This window comes from Streptococcus cristatus, from assembly GCF_003943535.1.
GTDB classification, from domain to species: Bacteria; Bacillota; Bacilli; order Lactobacillales; family Streptococcaceae; genus Streptococcus; species Streptococcus cristatus_L.
Map to the genome: position 1 here is coordinate 26846 of NZ_RJPU01000001.1, position 16821 is coordinate 43666.

Sequence of the window (16821 nt, forward strand, 5' to 3'; positions counted from 1 at the left end):
AGGTAAATGCCTCATTTCTATTGGTTATATTACTAAGGAGAAATGACAGGCTAAATGCAAAGTTTTTTGGGAGATTTTTTCAAAATTTTGTGATTATTGATTATTGACCTATTGGGGGTCGTAGTAACCCCAATAGGTCATGGCGGAGCAGAGTATAAAAAAGGGGCTGTTTGGCTCTTGCTTCGCAAGCCACAGCCCCTAGGATTAACGTTTCTGACCAATGAACCATAATTGGTTACGAACTCGAACAGGAGATGAGAAATAATAGCCTGCGTGTTGGCTAGCAATCTCCTCTTTTAGCTGTGCTTCTATATCTTTTAGAATTTTCTGTCCCTGTTGGTCTCTAGGGACTTTTAGAAAAACAGCGACGGTATCACTCTGGACATCTACTACACACTTACGAACAGCTCGATTAAATCCGTCATAAATTGGATTGATGGTGGTAACTGTCTGGTGCTCTAGGTTACTTACTTTCTGAACTCGTTCACGTTGGAAAAGGAAGTGTCTCAATAGGAAAGTGTGATAGATAGATTGAATATAATTCCAAAGACTATCATTTTTGAATCGTTGAAAAATTTCAATCCCAGCTAAGAATAAGACGAGGAGTAGACAGACAATAGCAGAGACATAACTAGCAGAACTGATTTTATCTGTAATAGGTTTGACAGTCTCCAGATTGATAAGTGTGGCGGTAGATAGTTGAACTGAAACAAAATTGAACAGCCATCCGAACAAACAACAGATAGGGGTGACTAGGAGCAAGTATAAAATGAGATTAAAACTTCTCATGAAATAGGTTTTAGTGGTCATAGGATACCTCGTTTTGTGTAATAGGTTGGACAGAGTAGGGGTAGAACTTGGTAGGGGTGTTCATTGTCGATCACTTGAATGATACCTGTTCCGTGTCCTGTCGGAATGACAATCCCCTCCGGGTCTAGGTCTGGAAATAAGAATTGAGTGGTTTTCTGATTGATATTTCCAATTTGCAATAATACGTTTAGCTGTTCCCTCACTGAAATGGGGATAGTGTTATGGTCAAAACGCTGGCTTACTAAAAAGAGATGGATTTTGGTAGCACGTCCCAACAAGGCAATTTGTGAGAGTAAAGAGAAAAAGGCTTCTTTGATGTTCTTATTGACTCCCTCTGATAGGGCTAGGACTTCATCAATGACAATGGTTAGATGAGTAAATTGATGGTTGGGGTTATCATATAAGATAGCTTGTCGTTTCTGAATGAGGGTTGCACATTGGCTTAATTGTTCATTGACTTGTGAAACGAAATCAGATTTTGAACGGTTTTCGACAGGGTGGATAACTGCAATATGATTTTCCCTTGCCCATCTGCTTGGGGTATCAAACTTAGGGTCAATGATAATCAGGTCGGACATGTGCCTCAGTACACTCAAGAAGTAAGTAAGGGCGTAAGACTTCCCTGAGCCTGAATTTCCGGCAATAGCCCAGTGATTTACCTTTTCGAGATTGAGTTCAAAGTGCTTCATGATAGGGATTTTCCCCTGTGGTAAGCTAGCTGAAAATTCATCCAAATCAGGAATTGCCAACCGTTCAGAAATTCCCTTTTTCCAAGGAAAGAATAAGCCACGTTGAATGTGTAAGTCATCTGTTTCGAGTGGAACAAAATAGGTTGCATTTTGTTTCAAGAGAGTAAATTGAGGGTAGAGAGAAGCGTTAGCAATCAGAAAAATTTTCTTGTACAAGTCATCATCAAGAATATAAGCACAAGGCAGGCGAGGGACAAAGACAAAGCCGTCTTCTTGAATAATGACGTTAAAAGAATTAGTATAGCTGGTTTCCCCCTGCATTAAAGCCCCCAGAGCCATGTTTAGGCTCTGGAGCAGGTAAGATTGCAGGAAAGATTGGTTCAGCGCATCACGAGATTGTGAGATCATTACCGCACCTCCTTGATACCATTTGCTTTGAAGTAAACGTTATATTTTACTTCGCAAGCTTGTAGGGTGTCAAATTGAATCATGGATTGGAACGATGGAAGCTCAATCCTATCTTCGAATTTTACTTGGAAAGGGTCTTGCCCTTCCTGTACAAACCATGCTTTATAGGCTACGATTTCTCCTGTTGGTTTTCCTTCTTCAAACCGTTGTTGTGGTTCAAGTTCGGTACTAAGCGAGTAAATCGGTTGTTTTTGACTGATAATCTTATCAGCCAATGTAGTTGTATAACCACCTTTTGTGGTTTTCATTTTGAATGCCATGGGGCTGTTCCTCCTTTATTATTGAGAAATAATACGAATGCGACTTGCTCGGTTTTGGTCATGAGCTGGACATAGTTGTTTTAGTTGTATACCACCTCCTTATTACTAAGGAGAATGAGACAGTTAAACGCAAAGTTATTTGTTGAATTTTTAATTTTTTTACAAAAAATCCAATGCCTCTTAGCACTGGATTTAAGGTATTAGCGATAGTCTTCTAATAAAGAAGCTAATTTTTCAAGCGCTTTAAAATAATGAGATTTGACGGTTACATCGCTCATTTTTTTATAGTGTTCACTGATATAGCGTGCCGTCGCCTTATAGCTACATCCTTGTTCAGCCACCATTTCAACAATTTTACTGTCAATTTCTGATAAGGATGCTTTAGCTTCACGAATAGCTTGTCTTAACTCTTCTAGGATTAAAGCTTCTTCGGGATTCAAATCGGGACTTGCAACTACTTCATAGCGTTCACGCCGTTTACCGTCATTACGAGAGACGCTCTCTTCAAGGCTTCTTTTATGGTGGTATCGGTCACGACGTTCAGCATTGCTTTGTTCTTGCTGGAGAAGCCGACTTACTTCGTCCCAATTTTTAGCTTCAACAGCTTTTGCGATTTTCGCATCTCTGCGTTCTTTGACTTTATTGCTCATAATGATGAGCTCCTTTCCGTCCTTGGACAGAAGGAAACAAAATGAGCAAATATTGAACGCTGAGTATGTCAAAAGGCACATCAAAGAAACAGCGAAACAATTCTATGCAAGACATGACCTTTATCGTCATATCATCATATTTGTTTCAATCTGTCCTTTGATGGCCATCAATTTGGACTATTAAAATTTTTATCAAGAGTTTTTCTTGATGTACTCAGTATAAAGCATAATGTTCTTTTATTTTTTACTTCATTTTTTACTTTAATAGGCTAATTTGTAAAACGAAGCGCAAAAAAAGACTAGGCGATTTACCTAGTCTCTAAAGAGCAAATTTTCGTATTTCCTCTTCGCTTAATAGTTTAATAAATGCTTGTTGAACTCTATCTAAAGCCGAAGCCATTGCGAGTAATTCCTCGTTTAATTGTTCTTGGAAATAGTATGTTACTTGTGTATTATTCGTCAATAATCCCTCAATATAGCGAGTGACATTTGTATTATCTAAATTGATATCATAGAGTTCAACTAAATCAACAAGGTCGCTGTCGTTTATTCCCTGAGAGGCAATTTTTTCAATACGTTTCTTATCCTCTAGTGAAAATCTTGTTGGCTCTAATTGAATAGTGTGCCTTTCTTGAATTGGTCTTGTTGCATAAGGGTTGGAAACCCAACTGATAATTTCATCAAAAGTTCTTTCCTCAGTCCTTTCTATATCATTGGATTGATAAATATTAATGCCTAGATTTGCCAACTCTTCTTTAGAATATTTTTGATATAACTCTGTGATATCCTTACCTTGACTGAGTAATTTCATATAGTCCTCAGATATCTGTTTGAATTTCACTTCATCTATTTGTTGACCACCAGTCATACTAAACGAAGAGGTTGTTCTTCCTTTTTGAGAAATAACTAACGGGACGGATGTAAGGTAAGATTTTGGAATATTCTCTTTATACATTCTTTCTAATATATCATTTACCATAAATCCGATATTAAACAAGGGATTTTCTCTAAGTTTTTTTATGAGGTTGGGGATTATCTCTGTTGAGACATTCTCAGACCACCACTTGTTGATTATTGAGTCAATTTTATCTAGATTAAATGTTGTCGGTGCACCATTTTTATCTAATTCGAACAGTGTGTTGCAGACATTAATTTCAAACGACCTAATTAGATTATCTCTCAACGTCAACAAAAGAATATCAGCCATTTCTTCAAAATCAATAACAGTTAATTCATTTATTGGATTATTCCTAAAACTCCTAGCGGGGTTATAACTTTTTCCACCAACCCATACGTCAATGTCATCTTTCTTGTGAAAAGTATCCATTTCAGTTTCAGTAGAAATCATAAATTTTTTTCTTTGAATATTGAAATTTGCAAATGTCTTGGCAATACTTAGACAACTTGATTGGATTGAAATTAAATCATCACTCATGAAAGAATATAGTTTTTCATCTACAGCATCTAAATCTCTATATAAAATAGAACTGAAAAAATAATGAAACAGATTCTCAATAAACTCATCTAACTCTCCAAAAACGATATACGTATAGCTCGAAGCGGTTAGAGCATTTAAATAAACTAACATCGAACTCGTAATTGGTCGCTTACCACTTTCAACTTGACTAACTTGACCTGCATTGCCTAGTTCGCTTTGTGTAATATTGTATTTTTTTCTTAAATTTTTGATACGAGTAGGTATTTCTTGTGAATAATTTTCTTCAAAAAATTTCATATATAATCCCCCTATAATCATGGAAAAGTAGAAAGTAGTAAAAATAGTTGTTATCCTAGTTGATTAAAAAAATCTCTGATTTCCTCATCTTTTATAAAATAATATATAATTTTCCCCTCTCTTCTAGTGTCCAAGATGTTTTGATTGGCTAGTTTACGAAGATGGTGGGAGGCAGATGCCATACTGAGATTTAATAAACAGGCTATATCGCAGACACATAGTTCTTCGACGGCAAGGAGATAAAAGATGATATTTATCTGTTTATTATCGGTAAATTTTGATAAAATGCGAAGTGATTTTTGGACTTTTTCCTTTTCAAGGTAGTTCGTTGCGGTTGTAACATTTTGTTGATTTATAACATCCACTTGACAGATACTATCTTTTTTCATAATTTTTTCTCCTAGCCTAACACAGCCCATAGCATGTCAAAGCTGTTGTTTTCAATCAGGATATACATCCCCAATCCTAAATAGACAACGGCAATAAACCATCTGCTATATTTTTCCAAAGTTTCTCCAACAGAAGGGACTTGTGCTAATTTTTGGGCAGAAAAAACCAAGAGATAAATCATGACTAGAAAAGTAAGTAAAGTCACTATTAAATTCGCTAAATTTAAGGTGGTAAAATATGGGACAAAGACACCAATATTGTCAGCGCCACAACTTGCAAAAGTAATCATAGCGACTAGAAAAATCAGGTTTTTATTGTCTTTTCGCAAACCATCTTTTGCAATAGCTTCTCCATCAGAATCTCCTAAAAGCAAAACTTTGAGGCCTAGGAAAATTGGAATCAAACCGAGTAAACCTAAAATCTCTTTACTAGGAATATAATTTAAGACAAATGCAAAAAGCAAACTTAGGAATATTAGACTAACAGAGCCTAGAAATTGTCCTAAATAGATGTTAATGATGTCCTTTCTGCTTTTTCTTTTGGCAAAAAATAACATTAGGATAATAAGTAAGTCTACGGCTGTCCCAGAATACAGGATTATTGAAGTAACAATATTTTGAATCATAAAACACCTCATTCAAATATATTTTTGAATGTATTCTAACATTAAACTTTGTAGATGTCAACTTAAAATCCACCAAAATATAGATAAGAAGTTAGTGTACCAAATATTAAAAAGCCCTGCTATCATTTCGATGGCAGGGCTTAACTTCAATATCCAGATGATATATTTATCTAAAAAAGGTAGAGTAAAAGGTAGAGTTTTTATTGATTTGTAGTGCGATATAATGAGTTTCAAAAAATCAAAAATCGCTTAAAATCAATATTTTGACGTCTATTGACGTGTACTGAAACCCTTACTTAACCTCTGTAAACACAACGTGTTTGCGAAGTTTTGGTGAGTATTTCTTCAATTGAAGACGGTCTGGAGTGTTACGTTTGTTTTTAGAAGTAAGGTACAAGCGTTCACCAGATTCTTTGTGTTCAAGTGTAATATTTACGCGCATGGTATCTCCCTTCTATTATTCAGCTGCTGCAGCTTTAGCGATTTTACGTCCTTTGTAGTATCCTTTAAGTGATACGCGGTGAGAACGTGAGTAATCCCCAGTAGTTTCGTCAAAGTTTACAGATGGAGCTGTTACTTTGTAGTGTGTACGACGTTTATTTTTCTTCGCTTTTGAAGTGCGACGTGCAGGTACTGCCATTGTTTGTTTCTCCTTTTAGAATGTAATTCGATGCAATCTCATGATTTTCATCAACTTTAACAGTATAACAAAACTTTTTTGTAAAGTAAAGTTACTTGACAGAATTTTTTGATTTTCTTTTTGACAATAGCAAAGCTTTTTAGCAGTTGCACCTATTTTTGGAGTATTATTCCAATATTCTGAAAATTTAAAAATTTCCTTCTATCCAATAGAGCATAAGTGTGGTATAATAAAGCACAAAGATGACTACAATGAAAGGGAAAGACATGACAGATAAATTAGATACACGCCACAGAAGTAAGATTTATGATAGTATGGTCAAATCTCCTAACCGTGCCATGCTTCGCGCGACAGGGATGACAGACAAGGACTTTGAGACTCCGATTGTCGGAGTGATTTCGACTTGGGCTGAAAATACGCCTTGTAATATTCACCTACATGATTTTGGTAAACTAGCCAAGGAAGGAGTAAAAGAACAAGGTGCTTGGCCTGTTCAGTTCGGTACGATTACCGTAGCAGACGGGATTGCCATGGGGACACCGGGCATGCGCTTCTCTCTGACTTCACGTGACATCATCGCAGACTCCATCGAAGCTGCCATGGGCGGACATAATGTGGATGCCTTCGTCGCTATCGGGGGCTGTGATAAGAATATGCCTGGCTCCATGATTGCCATTGCCAATATGGATATTCCAGCCATTTTTGCTTATGGTGGAACTATTGCACCGGGAAATCTTGACGGAAAAGACATTGACTTGGTTTCAGTCTTTGAAGGCATCGGGAAGTGGAATCATGGCGATTTGACTGCTGAGGAAGTACGCCGCATCGAGTGTAATGCCTGCCCTGGCCCTGGTGGCTGTGGCGGTATGTATACGGCTAATACTATGGCGACAGCTATTGAAGTCCTGGGTATGAGCTTGCCTGGTTCTTCTTCTCACCCAGCAGAATCTCAAGACAAGAAGGATGATATCGTGGAAGCTGGCCGAGCTGTTGTCCGGATGCTGGAAATGGGGCTCAAGCCGTCTGATATCTTGACGCGCGAAGCTTTCGAAGATGCCATCACAGTGACCATGGCTCTGGGCGGTTCTACCAATGCTACTCTGCACTTGTTGGCCATTGCTCATGCGGCTAATGTGGAGCTGACCTTGGATGACTTTAATGTTATTCAAGAGCGCGTGCCGCATTTGGCGGATTTGAAACCATCTGGCCAGTATGTCTTCCAAGACCTATACAATGTCGGTGGTGTGCCTGCCGTTATGAAATATCTTTTGGCGAACGGCTTCTTGCACGGTGATCGCATCACTTGTACAGGTAAGACGGTTGCTGAAAACTTGGCTGACTTTGCTGATTTGACGCCAGGTCAGAAGGTCATTATGCCGCTTGAAAATCCAAAACGTGCGGACGGTCCATTGATTATCCTGCATGGTAATCTAGCTCCAGACGGCGCGGTTGCCAAGGTATCAGGTGTTAAAGTGCGCCGCCACGTCGGGCCTGCTAAGGTCTTTGACTCAGAAGAAGCTGCTATTGATGCAGTGCTGGCCGATGAAGTAGTCGATGGCGATGTAGTCGTGGTTCGCTACGTTGGTCCAAAGGGTGGCCCTGGTATGCCAGAAATGCTGTCACTTTCTTCTATCATCGTAGGGAAAGGTCAAGGAGATAAGGTGGCACTCTTGACAGACGGTCGCTTCTCAGGTGGTACCTACGGTCTCGTTGTCGGACACATTGCTCCAGAAGCTCAGGATGGTGGCCCGATTGCCTACCTTCGCACAGGCGATATAGTCACGGTTGACCAAGATACCAAGGAAATTTCCATGGCAGTTTCTGAAGAAGAACTTGAAAAACGTAAGGCAGAAACAACTATTCCACCGCTTTATAGCCGCGGTGTACTTGGTAAATATGCTCACATGGTATCTTCTGCCGCTAAGGGTGCTGTTACCGACTTCTGGAAACCAGAAGAAACAGGTAAAAAATAGCCTATATATGACGAAAGAACCCGCTAGTTTTTCTAGCGGGTTTACTATTTTATTTAATGCAGATGAACAAGGCATCTTCTTATCTAGGACTAATCCCCAGCGCAATGCGTCCAAAGCGGCTGATGCGCGTGATTTTCCACGCAGGCGACCAAGTGACTTCAACGGAGACAGTTTCGATGCCCTCGATTTGCTTCAGGGACTCGACGATTTCAATGGGAACGGTCTCGGTACAGTCGCAGGCTGTGTCTGTGAAGGTCATGACAATCTTGCAGTGGCCAGTTTCGTCAAGATTGATTTCATAGATGAGCCCGAGATTGTAGACATCAAGCTCGACTTCTGGATCGTAAATCGTTTCGAGTTTCTTAATTAATTCTTCTTGGATAGCTGCTGCTCGGTCATTGATTTTGATATCGTCTCTCATCTTCAGTCCTTCTTTCTCTATAGAATGGTGGTCTTATTTTCTCATAATTCTGACAATTTTTCAAGAAATTCTGGCGAATGAAAACGGATTTAGTCTCTTGGAGGGAATTTTTCTGCTCTAACTCCTCAAAACATCTGATTTATGGTAAAATAATAGATATTATATAGTTGCAGAGGATTAGAAAATGAAATTACAAAAACCTAAAGGAACTCAGGATATCCTCCCTCAGGAATCTGCTAAATGGCAGTATCTGGAGGAGTTTGCTCGTAAGACGTTTAAAAAATACAACTATGCGGAAATTCGAACACCGATTTTTGAGCACTATGAGGTTATCAGTCGCTCAGTTGGAGATACAACAGACATTGTGACCAAGGAAATGTATGATTTCTACGATAAGGGAGACCGTCATATCACGCTGCGGCCAGAAGGAACTGCACCGGTCGTTCGTTCTTATGTCGAAAACAAGCTCTTTGCGCCAGAGGTTCAAAAGCCAGTTAAGCTTTATTATATGGGCTCTATGTTCCGCTATGAACGGCCTCAGGCTGGTCGCTTGCGCGAATTTCACCAAATCGGGGTAGAGTGCTTCGGCTCTGAAAATCCAGCGACAGATGCAGAAACGATTGCTATGGCGGCTCAATTCTTCAAGGAAATTGGAATTGGGCAGGTGACGCTGCAGCTGAATAGTTTGGGCAATGCAGCAAGTCGCGCTGCCTATCGTCAGGCCTTGATTGATTACTTGACTCCGCTGAAAGACAGTCTTTCTAAGGATAGTCAGCGTCGTTTGGAGGAAAATCCGCTGCGGGTGCTGGATTCGAAGGAAAAAGAAGATAAGGCAGCTGTTGCGCAGGCTCCTTCGATTTTGGACTTTCTGGACGAGGAGAGCCAGGAGCATTTTGCGGCTGTCCGCTCAATGCTAGAGTCTTTGGACGTTCCTTATGTCATTAACACCAATATGGTACGCGGACTGGACTACTACAATCACACGATTTTTGAGTTTACGACTGATGTGGCAGGCAGTGAACTGACTATCTGTGCGGGCGGTCGCTATGATGGCTTGGTTGACTACTTTGGTGGGCCAGAAACCCCTGCCTTTGGTTTTGGTATGGGAATGGAGCGTCTCCTCTTGATTTTAGAAAAACAGGGAGCAGCTCTGCCACTTGAGACAGGCTTGGATGCCTATATTGCTGTTCTAGGTGAGGCTGCCAATCGCAGCGCTTTGGAATTAGTGCAAGCTCTCCGCAATCAAGGATTTGCGGCCGAGCGAGACTATTTGGACCGCAAGCTCAAGGCTCAGTTTAAGTCAGCAGATGCTTTCAGAGCCAAGACTATCATTACTTTAGGTGAAAGTGAGATCGAAAGCGGCCAAGTCACTGTGAAGAATAATGAAACTCGTCAAGAAGTGGTGGTTGGACTAGATCAAGTTCAAGAAAATTATCAGGCTGTTCTCGAAGAATTGGGTTGTTAATAGACTTTTAGATTTAAATAACCAATTTATTAAAGCTGAAAAACTAAGCTGAACCCAGTAAATCAAGTTACAATTAGGCTTTAAATTATCTGTAGATTATTAGTATTTATAAAAAATTGTATTTATTTTTATCTAAACACTTGAAATTATAGATATTAATTGTTAGGACTGCATTGCTGTTATTCGTTTTAAGGTTTGAGTTGTAAAATTAAAGCATAATCTTAGGAGCAATAATATAGTAAGATTGCCCCAGTTATGCTGGAAATTTTTGAGGTTCCGTACGGCGCGGATTTATGCTGACTCTATGAAGAGGAAGTGTATGTTGGATTTTATGGTTTGGTGAAAGATAGGGGACTACGATCGAAGAAATTGTTGATATAAGTATCGTTTGTATCTCGTCTATGCTATAATAGTCTATAGAAAGTCGAGGGAATGATGAAGAAAATATTATTAGTGGTTGTGGCGCAGGGAGTGGCCTTATTTGCGATAACGGGTCTGCTCTGTCATTTTATGCGAGGGGATTTTTTCTTCCGTGCTTTGGCGCCGATTTTTGGTCTGGCAGCTGGAGCCTTTCGCTTCTTGACAGCCATGGTGACAAAAACGCTGGCTCCCAGTCTTTATGAGGATGGGAAGAAAAAGGAATAGTCTATATAAATTAGCAGGTCTGGGGATATTGCCTCTAGACCTTTTTTATAAAAGAGGCACTGGAAATAAAGACTTTTAATTTTTTTCAGAAAAAGGACAGGTAGGGGGGCTTTCCTAGGCTCTTTGTGGTAAAATAGTAACAGAATTAAAATTTTGGAGAGTAAAGATGAAACGTTCAATGTATGCGGGACGTGTTCGGAGTGAGCATGTCGGTCAGGAAATTACTTTGAAAGGTTGGGTTGCCCGCCGTCGCGATTTGGGAGGCTTGATTTTTATTGATCTGCGTGACCGCGAAGGGATTATGCAGCTAGTTATTAATCCTGAGAGTGTTTCAGATGAGGTCATGAAGACAGCTGAGAGTCTGCGCAGCGAGTTTGTCATTGAGGTGACTGGTAAGGTAGCCGCGCGTGAGCAGGCCAATGACAAGCTGTCTACAGGAAGTGTAGAGCTTCACGTAGACAGTCTGACGGTATTGAATACTGCTAAAACGACTCCTTTTGAGATTAAGGACGGGATTGAAGCCAATGACGATACGCGCTTGCGCTACCGTTATTTGGATTTGCGTCGTCCAGAAATGCTAGAAAATCTCAAGTTGCGTGCCAAGGTGACCCACTCTATCCGCAATTATTTGGATGAGCTGGAGTTTATCGATGTGGAGACACCATTTTTGACCAAGTCAACGCCTGAAGGGGCGCGTGACTATTTGGTACCGAGCCGGGTCAACCAAGGTCATTTCTATGCCCTGCCTCAAAGCCCACAGATTACCAAGCAGCTTTTGATGAATGCTGGTTTTGACCGTTATTACCAGATTGTCAAATGTTTCCGAGACGAGGACTTACGTGGAGACCGTCAACCAGAGTTTACACAGGTGGACTTGGAAACTTCTTTCCTATCTGAGCAAGAAATCCAAGACATTACAGAAGGCTTGATTGCCCGTGTCATGAAGGAAACCAAGGGAATTGAAGTGACCTTGCCTTTCCCACGTATGAAATATGACGATGCTATGGCTCTCTATGGTAGCGACAAGCCAGATACTCGCTTTGACATGTTATTGCAGGACTTGACAGAGCTTGTCAAGGGTGTTGACTTCAAGGTCTTTTCTGAGGCACCGGCTGTCAAGGCAATTGTAGTGAAAAATGCTGCTGACAAATACTCGCGTAAAGACATTGATAAGCTGACAGAGCAAGCTAAGCAGCATGGAGCCAAGGGACTTGCTTGGATCAAATTTGCTGGTGGAGAACTAGCTGGTCCTGTTGCCAAGTTCTTGACAGACTTGTCAAGTGAGTTGACAACTGCTTTACAATTAGAAGAAAACGACTTAGTTCTCTTTGTGGCAGACACCTTGGAAGTTGCCAACGCAGCTCTGGGGGCTCTTCGTGTCCGCCTAGGCAAGGAATTAGGTTTGATTGCCCCTGCTAAGTTTAACTACTTGTGGGTAGTAGATTGGCCAATGTTTGAGTGGTCGGAAGAAGAGGGCCGCTATATGAGTGCCCACCATCCGTTCACCCTGCCTCAAAAAGATTCTGAGCAGGAGCTGGAAGGAGACCTGAGCAAGGTTCGTGCGATTGCCTATGATATCGTACTCAATGGCTATGAACTAGGTGGTGGTAGCTTACGGATCAACCAAAAAGATCTGCAGGAACGGATGTTTAAGGCTTTAGGCTTCTCAGCTGGAGAAGCGCAAGACCAGTTCGGCTTCCTTCTTGAAGCTATGGATTATGGCTTCCCACCACATGGAGGTCTGGCTTTGGGTCTGGATCGCTTTGTCATGCTTTTGGCTGGTGAAGAAAACATCCGTGAAGTCATTGCTTTTCCTAAGAATAACAAGGCTTCTGACCCAATGACGCAAGCACCAAGCTTGGTTGCTCCTGCACAATTAGAGGAATTAAGTTTACAAGTAGAATCACATGAAAAAGACTAGTTTGCGGAAACTTTTTCGCTATTATCTTCATCGCTTTGCCTACCATGTCAAGTTGCTAGAAGTTCTGAAAAGTATTTCGCGTGAAAAATATGATGAGAAATTTTCGGCCTCTCTGGTATATGGATTTCTCTCAGCAGTAGCGGTCAATTTCTTCTTTCAGCCGGGCCATGTCTACTCAAGCGGTGCAACGGGCCTGGCGCAGATTGTCTCGGCTTTGAGTAGTCGCTTTATCGGCTTTACCATTCCAGTTTCCATTACTTTTTATGCGATTAATATTCCACTGATGATTTTGGCTTGGTACCAAATCGGGCATAAGTTTACTGTTTTTACTTTTATCACTGTTTCGATGAGCTCGCTTTTTATCCATTTTGTGCCAGAAGTGACATTGACGACCAATCCCATTATCAATGCCTTGTTCGGGGGAGTTGTCATGGGGACAGGGATCGGCTTTGCCCTCAAGTCAAGCATTTCAAGTGGAGGGACAGATATTGTTAGTCTGACCATTCGCAAGAAAACAGGCCGTAATGTAGGCAGTATCTCCCTGATTGTAAATGGCATTATTATGCTGATTGCTGGTCTGACCTTCGGTTGGGAATACGCTCTCTACTCGATGATTACCATCTTTGTATCGAGCCGTGTAACGGACGCTGTCTTTACCAAGCAAAAGCGGATGCAGGCTATGATTATCACCAGTCATCCTGAAGAAGTGATTAACAAGATTCACCACAAACTCCATCGCGGTGCAACCATTATCAATGGGGCGGAGGGAACTTACAATCACGAGCAAAAGGCGGTGCTGATTACAGTCATTACGCGTGCTGAATTTAGTGAATTTAAGTACATCATGAAGCAGACAGATCCGACAGCCTTTGTCTCTGTATCTGACAATGTACATATTTTAGGAAGATTTGTAGAAGAGTAGTCTTGATTATTGGCATCACTGTCGAATCTTACTCAAACTCAGTGCATACATTTATACATAAAAAAAGGAACAAGTTCAGCTGGATGTTTCCCCATCCAAAATGAACCTGTTCTTTTTTATAGTTATTACTTTATTTCAAAACCAAGACTTGCTTAGCAGGAACTGTGTAAGAGTCTGCTAGCGGTGCGATTGGTTTTTTAGCGTTAATGTGCGGATACTGAAGGTGGATGCTTTGCTTCATTTTATTTTCATAAGTTACTGCTTCAGTACCAAAGTTAATCAAAATGGTCAGCGCTTGTTTATCTTTTTGAATCTTATATTCAACGAAGCTAGGGCTGAGCCATTTGACTTGACAAGCTTTTTGAATAGCAGAGCTAGTTGTCAGAGTCAGAAGCGGATGAGCCTTTCTAAAGGCAATGAGTTGCTTCAAAAATTCAATATCTTCGGAGTAGTGAAGTGAGCGCAGCCAGTCTAGCTTGTTGATCTCATCAGGCAGGTTGTAGGTGTTGTCAATCAGATTCTTGGTCCGATAAAATTCCTGCCCGCTGTGGAGGAAAGGAACCCCTTGTGCTAAGAGAACGATATGCAGTGCTAGACGAGAGTTTGCTAGGCGCTGACGGAGGCTGATATTTGGATTTTGAATATCAAAATAATCAAACACCGTTGCATTGTCATGGCATTCTACATAGTTGATCGCCTGATGAGGCGCTAGGAAATGAGGCTCTCCTGTCAGGCCGACATTGGCTGTCAGGACATTTTCTAGCCAGCTAGTCGCATGCTCTTTGTCCAGTCGGCTACCTTGGACGATGGTTTGCTTGACCGTATCACGGAAATGATCGCTGAAGAATCCATACTCAGGTAGTTGCTCAGCGTTAAACTGATGAGCTAGAAGGTTGCTATCAAGACCAGTAGGCATCTGCCAACCTTCTCCGTAAAGATAGATATTTGGATGAATGGCTTTTAGTTCCTGAGCGATTTGCTTCATGGTGGTTATGTCGAGAATGCCCATCAGGTCAAAGCGGAAGCCATCAAAGCCGTAGAGGCTAACCCATTGCTGGACGGATTGTTGGATATAATGGCGCACCATAGCTTTTTCGCTGGCTACATCATTTCCGCAGAAGGTACCATTTGTCCGTAGGCCTTGCTCATCGAGACGATAGAAGTAGCCTGGGACAATTTTTTCAAAAGCATAGGCATCTGCCTCATAGACGTGATTGTAGACGACATCCATGATAACGCTCATATCAGCCTGGTGATAAGCTGCAATCGCGTCTTGTAGTTCAAAGATACGGCTATAGGGATTGTGTGGGTCGCTTGACAAGCTACCTTCAGGAACATTATACTGGACGGGATCATAGCCCCAATTGTAAACGAGTTCGGGGTGTTTTTCGTCAACGCTACCAAAGTCATAGATAGGCATAAGCTGAACGTGTGTAATGCCTAAATCCTGCAAGTATTTTAGACCAAAAGTATGACCGTGTACGCTTGGAGATTCGGATAGAGAAGCGAATTTACCAGGTTGTGAAAAACCAGCTTCCTTTTGCATGGAGAAATCACGCACGCTCATTTCATAGATAACGGCTTCTGTTGGTTTTACTTGGCTGGCAGCGCGCTGAATAGGTTTGCTAATCTTTTTGCGGTCAATGACATAACTATGACCAGAGTTGGCATCTGAAGAGAGGGCGTAGGGGTCATGTACTTCTACCCATTTTCCGTTCACCTTATGGATATAGTAGTAGGCCTTGCCTTCTAAGTCCCCAAGGACCTGCGTATGCCAGACACCTCTATCTTGCCTTTGGAGGGAGATGACCTGATCTTCCAGATGAAGCAAAACTTTTTCCGAAATAGGCGCCCACAGTTTGAAATCTGTTGCCTGAGGACTATAGCTAGCTCCCAAATCTCTTCCCTGGTAGCTAAATAATTCATCAAAAATTGGCTTTTGGACAATGTGGCGATACTGGAGAATGGTGTGATTGCGATCCTGATCATAGACTGTGTAGGATTCAGTCAAATCAATCGGATCATTGGCAGAAAGGGTGTAGACAATCTGATGTTCTTGATTCTCAATTTTTTTGATGGTCAAAGGACTAGAGCTATGCTTGTCCTCTAGAGTGAAATGGATAGAATAAGCATCAAAGGACTTTTCCAATTCGATAGTGATGCTATTTTCATCATCTAAGTAGGCTTGGAAAATACGATAAACCATGAAATTTCTCCTTAACTAACGAGTAAGAATGCTGTGGGAGATGACTTGGCGATAGCAAGTATGCTTGTCATCCTTATTATTTTTAATGATTTGGAGCAAGGTTCGGAAAGATTCCCTACCCAACTCGAGGGTATTGATATCAATATAGGCATCCACGTCGATGCGTGGCTTGATAGAGTCAAAAGTGATAATCGGGAAGCGATAGTCGATATCCTTAAGATAGTGCAGAGCCCCTTCGGCAACCATACTATCCGATGTCACAAAGGCTTCAATTTCCTGAATAGGCATCTTTTCCATAATCTTATAGCTGCTATCTTCCAAGAGGAAACCGAAAGAAAACTTGACGATATTTTCATCGAGAGGGATGCCCGCTTCTTCCAAGGCTTGTTTGTAGCCGGCAAAGCGGTCTTGGGATACGACAAGCTCTTTATTCCCAGCCAGAAAGGCAATTTTTTTATAACCTTGATCTAGGAAATATTTGGTTGCATCGTAGCCAGCCTTGATATTATCATTATCGACCAAAGAAACAAATGGGGACACCGCTTTTCCTAAAATCAAGAAAGGAAACTGGTTTTTAATCGCAAAGTCAACCAGCGGATCGTTTGGCTTAGAATAGAGAAAAATCAAACCATCGACGCGTTTTCCGAAAATCATTTGTTTGATATTTTCTAAGCGGTGTTCCTCGTCCTGTCCGGTGCTAATCTGAATGGCATAGTCATGTTCAGATGCGATGCGCGAAATCCCCCGCAAAACAGTTGGAAAGAATGGGTTTTGGAAAAAAACATCCGAATCATCGGGCAGCACCAGACCGATGACTTGGGTAGACTGACTGACCAGACTTCTAGCGTTGAGATTTGGATGATAGTCCAGCTCCTTCATAGCAGCGCGGACGCGTTTTTTTGTTTCATCACTGATGGTAGACTTGTTTTGTACGACGCGTGTCACCGTTGAGGGAGACACACCCGCTAGTTTCGCTACTTCTTTAATTGTAACGCGCATAA

At 41.2% G+C, this 16821-nt stretch carries 18 protein-coding genes; 6 read left to right on the forward strand and 12 right to left on the reverse strand.

Annotation, left to right across the window (positions count from 1 at the left end):
• Nucleotides 1–204 precede the first annotated feature (204 nt).
• The 7 genes from D8790_RS00145 to D8790_RS00175 all read right to left on the reverse strand — a co-directional run bounded on the left by D8790_RS00145 (nt 205) and on the right by D8790_RS00175 (nt 5627).
• Nucleotides 205–810, reverse strand: a complete 606-nt coding sequence (locus D8790_RS00145) for a hypothetical protein (RefSeq protein ID WP_125387159.1) — start codon at nt 808–810, stop codon at nt 205–207.
• Nucleotides 807–1907, reverse strand: a complete 1101-nt coding sequence (locus tag D8790_RS00150) for a P-loop NTPase family protein (protein WP_125387160.1) — start codon at nt 1905–1907, stop codon at nt 807–809. Before D8790_RS00150 ends, D8790_RS00145 begins: the two co-directional genes overlap by 4 nt.
• The gene (locus tag D8790_RS00155) at nt 1907–2227 is read right to left on the reverse strand and encodes a hypothetical protein (protein ID WP_003032314.1); all 321 of its coding nucleotides are present in this window, start codon (nt 2225–2227) and stop codon (nt 1907–1909) included. The genes D8790_RS00150 and D8790_RS00155 overlap by 1 nt, the downstream gene beginning before the upstream one ends.
• Nucleotides 2228–2427: 200 nt before the next feature.
• Complete coding sequence (locus tag D8790_RS00160) at nt 2428–2877, reverse strand: RNA polymerase sigma factor (RefSeq protein ID WP_037612939.1); 450 nt, start codon at nt 2875–2877, stop codon at nt 2428–2430.
• Between the two features lie 319 nt (nt 2878–3196).
• Nucleotides 3197–4612 (reverse strand): helix-turn-helix domain-containing protein, encoded by a 1416-nt coding sequence (locus tag D8790_RS00165; RefSeq protein ID WP_185761874.1) that lies wholly within the window; start codon nt 4610–4612, stop codon nt 3197–3199.
• 50 nt (nt 4613–4662) lie between these two features.
• Nucleotides 4663–5001, reverse strand: a complete 339-nt coding sequence (cadX, locus tag D8790_RS00170; protein WP_000711078.1) for a Cd(II)/Zn(II)-sensing metalloregulatory transcriptional regulator CadX — start codon at nt 4999–5001, stop codon at nt 4663–4665.
• Nucleotides 5002–5012: 11 nt separating this feature from the next.
• On the reverse strand, nt 5013–5627 hold the full coding sequence (locus D8790_RS00175) for a CadD family cadmium resistance transporter (RefSeq protein WP_002911684.1): 615 nt from the start codon (nt 5625–5627) through the stop codon (nt 5013–5015).
• Between the two features lie 28 nt (nt 5628–5655).
• Here D8790_RS00175 and D8790_RS10760 point away from each other — a divergent pair, with 28 nt between their 5' ends.
• A complete protein-coding gene (locus D8790_RS10760) occupies nt 5656–5841 on the forward strand; it encodes a FanG protein (protein ID WP_125387162.1) in 186 nt (61 codons plus the stop codon).
• 78 nt (nt 5842–5919) lie between these two features.
• On the opposite strand, the gene rpmG is transcribed toward D8790_RS10760, so the two are convergent.
• A complete protein-coding gene (gene rpmG, locus D8790_RS00185) occupies nt 5920–6069 on the reverse strand; it encodes a 50S ribosomal protein L33 (protein ID WP_001265622.1) in 150 nt (49 codons plus the stop codon).
• Between the two features lie 15 nt (nt 6070–6084).
• Nucleotides 6085–6267 (reverse strand): 50S ribosomal protein L32, encoded by a 183-nt coding sequence (rpmF, locus tag D8790_RS00190; RefSeq protein ID WP_000290416.1) that lies wholly within the window; start codon nt 6265–6267, stop codon nt 6085–6087.
• A gap of 251 nt (nt 6268–6518) precedes the next feature.
• On the opposite strand from rpmF, the gene ilvD reads away from it, so the two are divergent.
• A complete protein-coding gene (gene ilvD, locus D8790_RS00195; RefSeq protein ID WP_376738739.1) occupies nt 6519–8240 on the forward strand; it encodes a dihydroxy-acid dehydratase in 1722 nt (573 codons plus the stop codon).
• Between the two features lie 79 nt (nt 8241–8319).
• Here ilvD and D8790_RS00200 read toward each other — a convergent pair whose 3' ends face one another.
• Nucleotides 8320–8661, reverse strand: a complete 342-nt coding sequence (locus tag D8790_RS00200) for a metal-sulfur cluster assembly factor (RefSeq protein ID WP_005591447.1) — start codon at nt 8659–8661, stop codon at nt 8320–8322.
• A gap of 184 nt (nt 8662–8845) precedes the next feature.
• Between D8790_RS00200 and hisS the strand changes: the two genes are divergently transcribed.
• The 4 genes from hisS (at nt 8846) to D8790_RS00220 (ending at nt 13614) form a co-directional block, all read left to right on the forward strand.
• Nucleotides 8846–10126: a histidine--tRNA ligase gene (gene hisS / locus D8790_RS00205; protein WP_125387163.1), complete on the forward strand. Its 1281-nt coding sequence runs from the start codon at nt 8846–8848 to the stop codon at nt 10124–10126.
• Nucleotides 10127–10558: 432 nt separating this feature from the next.
• Nucleotides 10559–10771, forward strand: coding sequence for a hypothetical protein (locus D8790_RS00210; RefSeq protein WP_125387164.1), 213 nt, complete (start codon nt 10559–10561; stop codon nt 10769–10771).
• A gap of 166 nt (nt 10772–10937) precedes the next feature.
• The gene (gene aspS / locus D8790_RS00215) at nt 10938–12692 is read left to right on the forward strand and encodes an aspartate--tRNA ligase (RefSeq protein ID WP_125387165.1); all 1755 of its coding nucleotides are present in this window, start codon (nt 10938–10940) and stop codon (nt 12690–12692) included.
• A complete protein-coding gene (locus tag D8790_RS00220) occupies nt 12679–13614 on the forward strand; it encodes a YitT family protein (protein WP_125387166.1) in 936 nt (311 codons plus the stop codon). Before aspS ends, D8790_RS00220 begins: the two co-directional genes overlap by 14 nt.
• A gap of 130 nt (nt 13615–13744) precedes the next feature.
• Here D8790_RS00220 and pulA read toward each other — a convergent pair whose 3' ends face one another.
• Together pulA and D8790_RS00230 are read right to left on the reverse strand one after the other, a co-directional pair.
• On the reverse strand, nt 13745–15820 hold the full coding sequence (gene pulA, locus D8790_RS00225) for a type I pullulanase (RefSeq protein ID WP_125387167.1): 2076 nt from the start codon (nt 15818–15820) through the stop codon (nt 13745–13747).
• 15 nt (nt 15821–15835) lie between these two features.
• On the reverse strand, nt 15836–16819 hold the full coding sequence (locus D8790_RS00230; protein ID WP_125387168.1) for a LacI family DNA-binding transcriptional regulator: 984 nt from the start codon (nt 16817–16819) through the stop codon (nt 15836–15838).
• Nucleotides 16820–16821: the final 2 nt, after the last annotated feature.

What these genes read in the sequence shown, in the direction of transcription:
- D8790_RS00145 (WP_125387159.1), bottom strand. Translation starts at nt 810, where the DNA reads ATGACCACTAAAACCTATTTCATGAGAAGTTTTAATCTCATTTTATAC.
- D8790_RS00150 (WP_125387160.1), bottom strand. Translation starts at nt 1,907, where the DNA reads ATGATCTCACAATCTCGTGATGCGCTGAACCAATCTTTCCTGCAATCT.
- D8790_RS00155 (WP_003032314.1), bottom strand. Translation starts at nt 2,227, where the DNA reads ATGGCATTCAAAATGAAAACCACAAAAGGTGGTTATACAACTACATTG.
- D8790_RS00160 (WP_037612939.1), bottom strand. Translation starts at nt 2,877, where the DNA reads ATGAGCAATAAAGTCAAAGAACGCAGAGATGCGAAAATCGCAAAAGCT.
- D8790_RS00165 (WP_185761874.1), bottom strand. Translation starts at nt 4,612, where the DNA reads ATGAAATTTTTTGAAGAAAATTATTCACAAGAAATACCTACTCGTATC.
- cadX (WP_000711078.1), bottom strand. Translation starts at nt 5,001, where the DNA reads ATGAAAAAAGATAGTATCTGTCAAGTGGATGTTATAAATCAACAAAAT.
- D8790_RS00175 (WP_002911684.1), bottom strand. Translation starts at nt 5,627, where the DNA reads ATGATTCAAAATATTGTTACTTCAATAATCCTGTATTCTGGGACAGCC.
- D8790_RS10760 (WP_125387162.1), top strand. Translation starts at nt 5,656, where the DNA reads ATGTATTCTAACATTAAACTTTGTAGATGTCAACTTAAAATCCACCAA.
- rpmG (WP_001265622.1), bottom strand. Translation starts at nt 6,069, where the DNA reads ATGCGCGTAAATATTACACTTGAACACAAAGAATCTGGTGAACGCTTG.
- rpmF (WP_000290416.1), bottom strand. Translation starts at nt 6,267, where the DNA reads ATGGCAGTACCTGCACGTCGCACTTCAAAAGCGAAGAAAAATAAACGT.
- ilvD (WP_376738739.1), top strand. Translation starts at nt 6,519, where the DNA reads ATGAAAGGGAAAGACATGACAGATAAATTAGATACACGCCACAGAAGT.
- D8790_RS00200 (WP_005591447.1), bottom strand. Translation starts at nt 8,661, where the DNA reads ATGAGAGACGATATCAAAATCAATGACCGAGCAGCAGCTATCCAAGAA.
- hisS (WP_125387163.1), top strand. Translation starts at nt 8,846, where the DNA reads ATGAAATTACAAAAACCTAAAGGAACTCAGGATATCCTCCCTCAGGAA.
- D8790_RS00210 (WP_125387164.1), top strand. Translation starts at nt 10,559, where the DNA reads ATGATGAAGAAAATATTATTAGTGGTTGTGGCGCAGGGAGTGGCCTTA.
- aspS (WP_125387165.1), top strand. Translation starts at nt 10,938, where the DNA reads ATGAAACGTTCAATGTATGCGGGACGTGTTCGGAGTGAGCATGTCGGT.
- D8790_RS00220 (WP_125387166.1), top strand. Translation starts at nt 12,679, where the DNA reads ATGAAAAAGACTAGTTTGCGGAAACTTTTTCGCTATTATCTTCATCGC.
- pulA (WP_125387167.1), bottom strand. Translation starts at nt 15,820, where the DNA reads ATGGTTTATCGTATTTTCCAAGCCTACTTAGATGATGAAAATAGCATC.
- D8790_RS00230 (WP_125387168.1), bottom strand. Translation starts at nt 16,819, where the DNA reads ATGCGCGTTACAATTAAAGAAGTAGCGAAACTAGCGGGTGTGTCTCCC.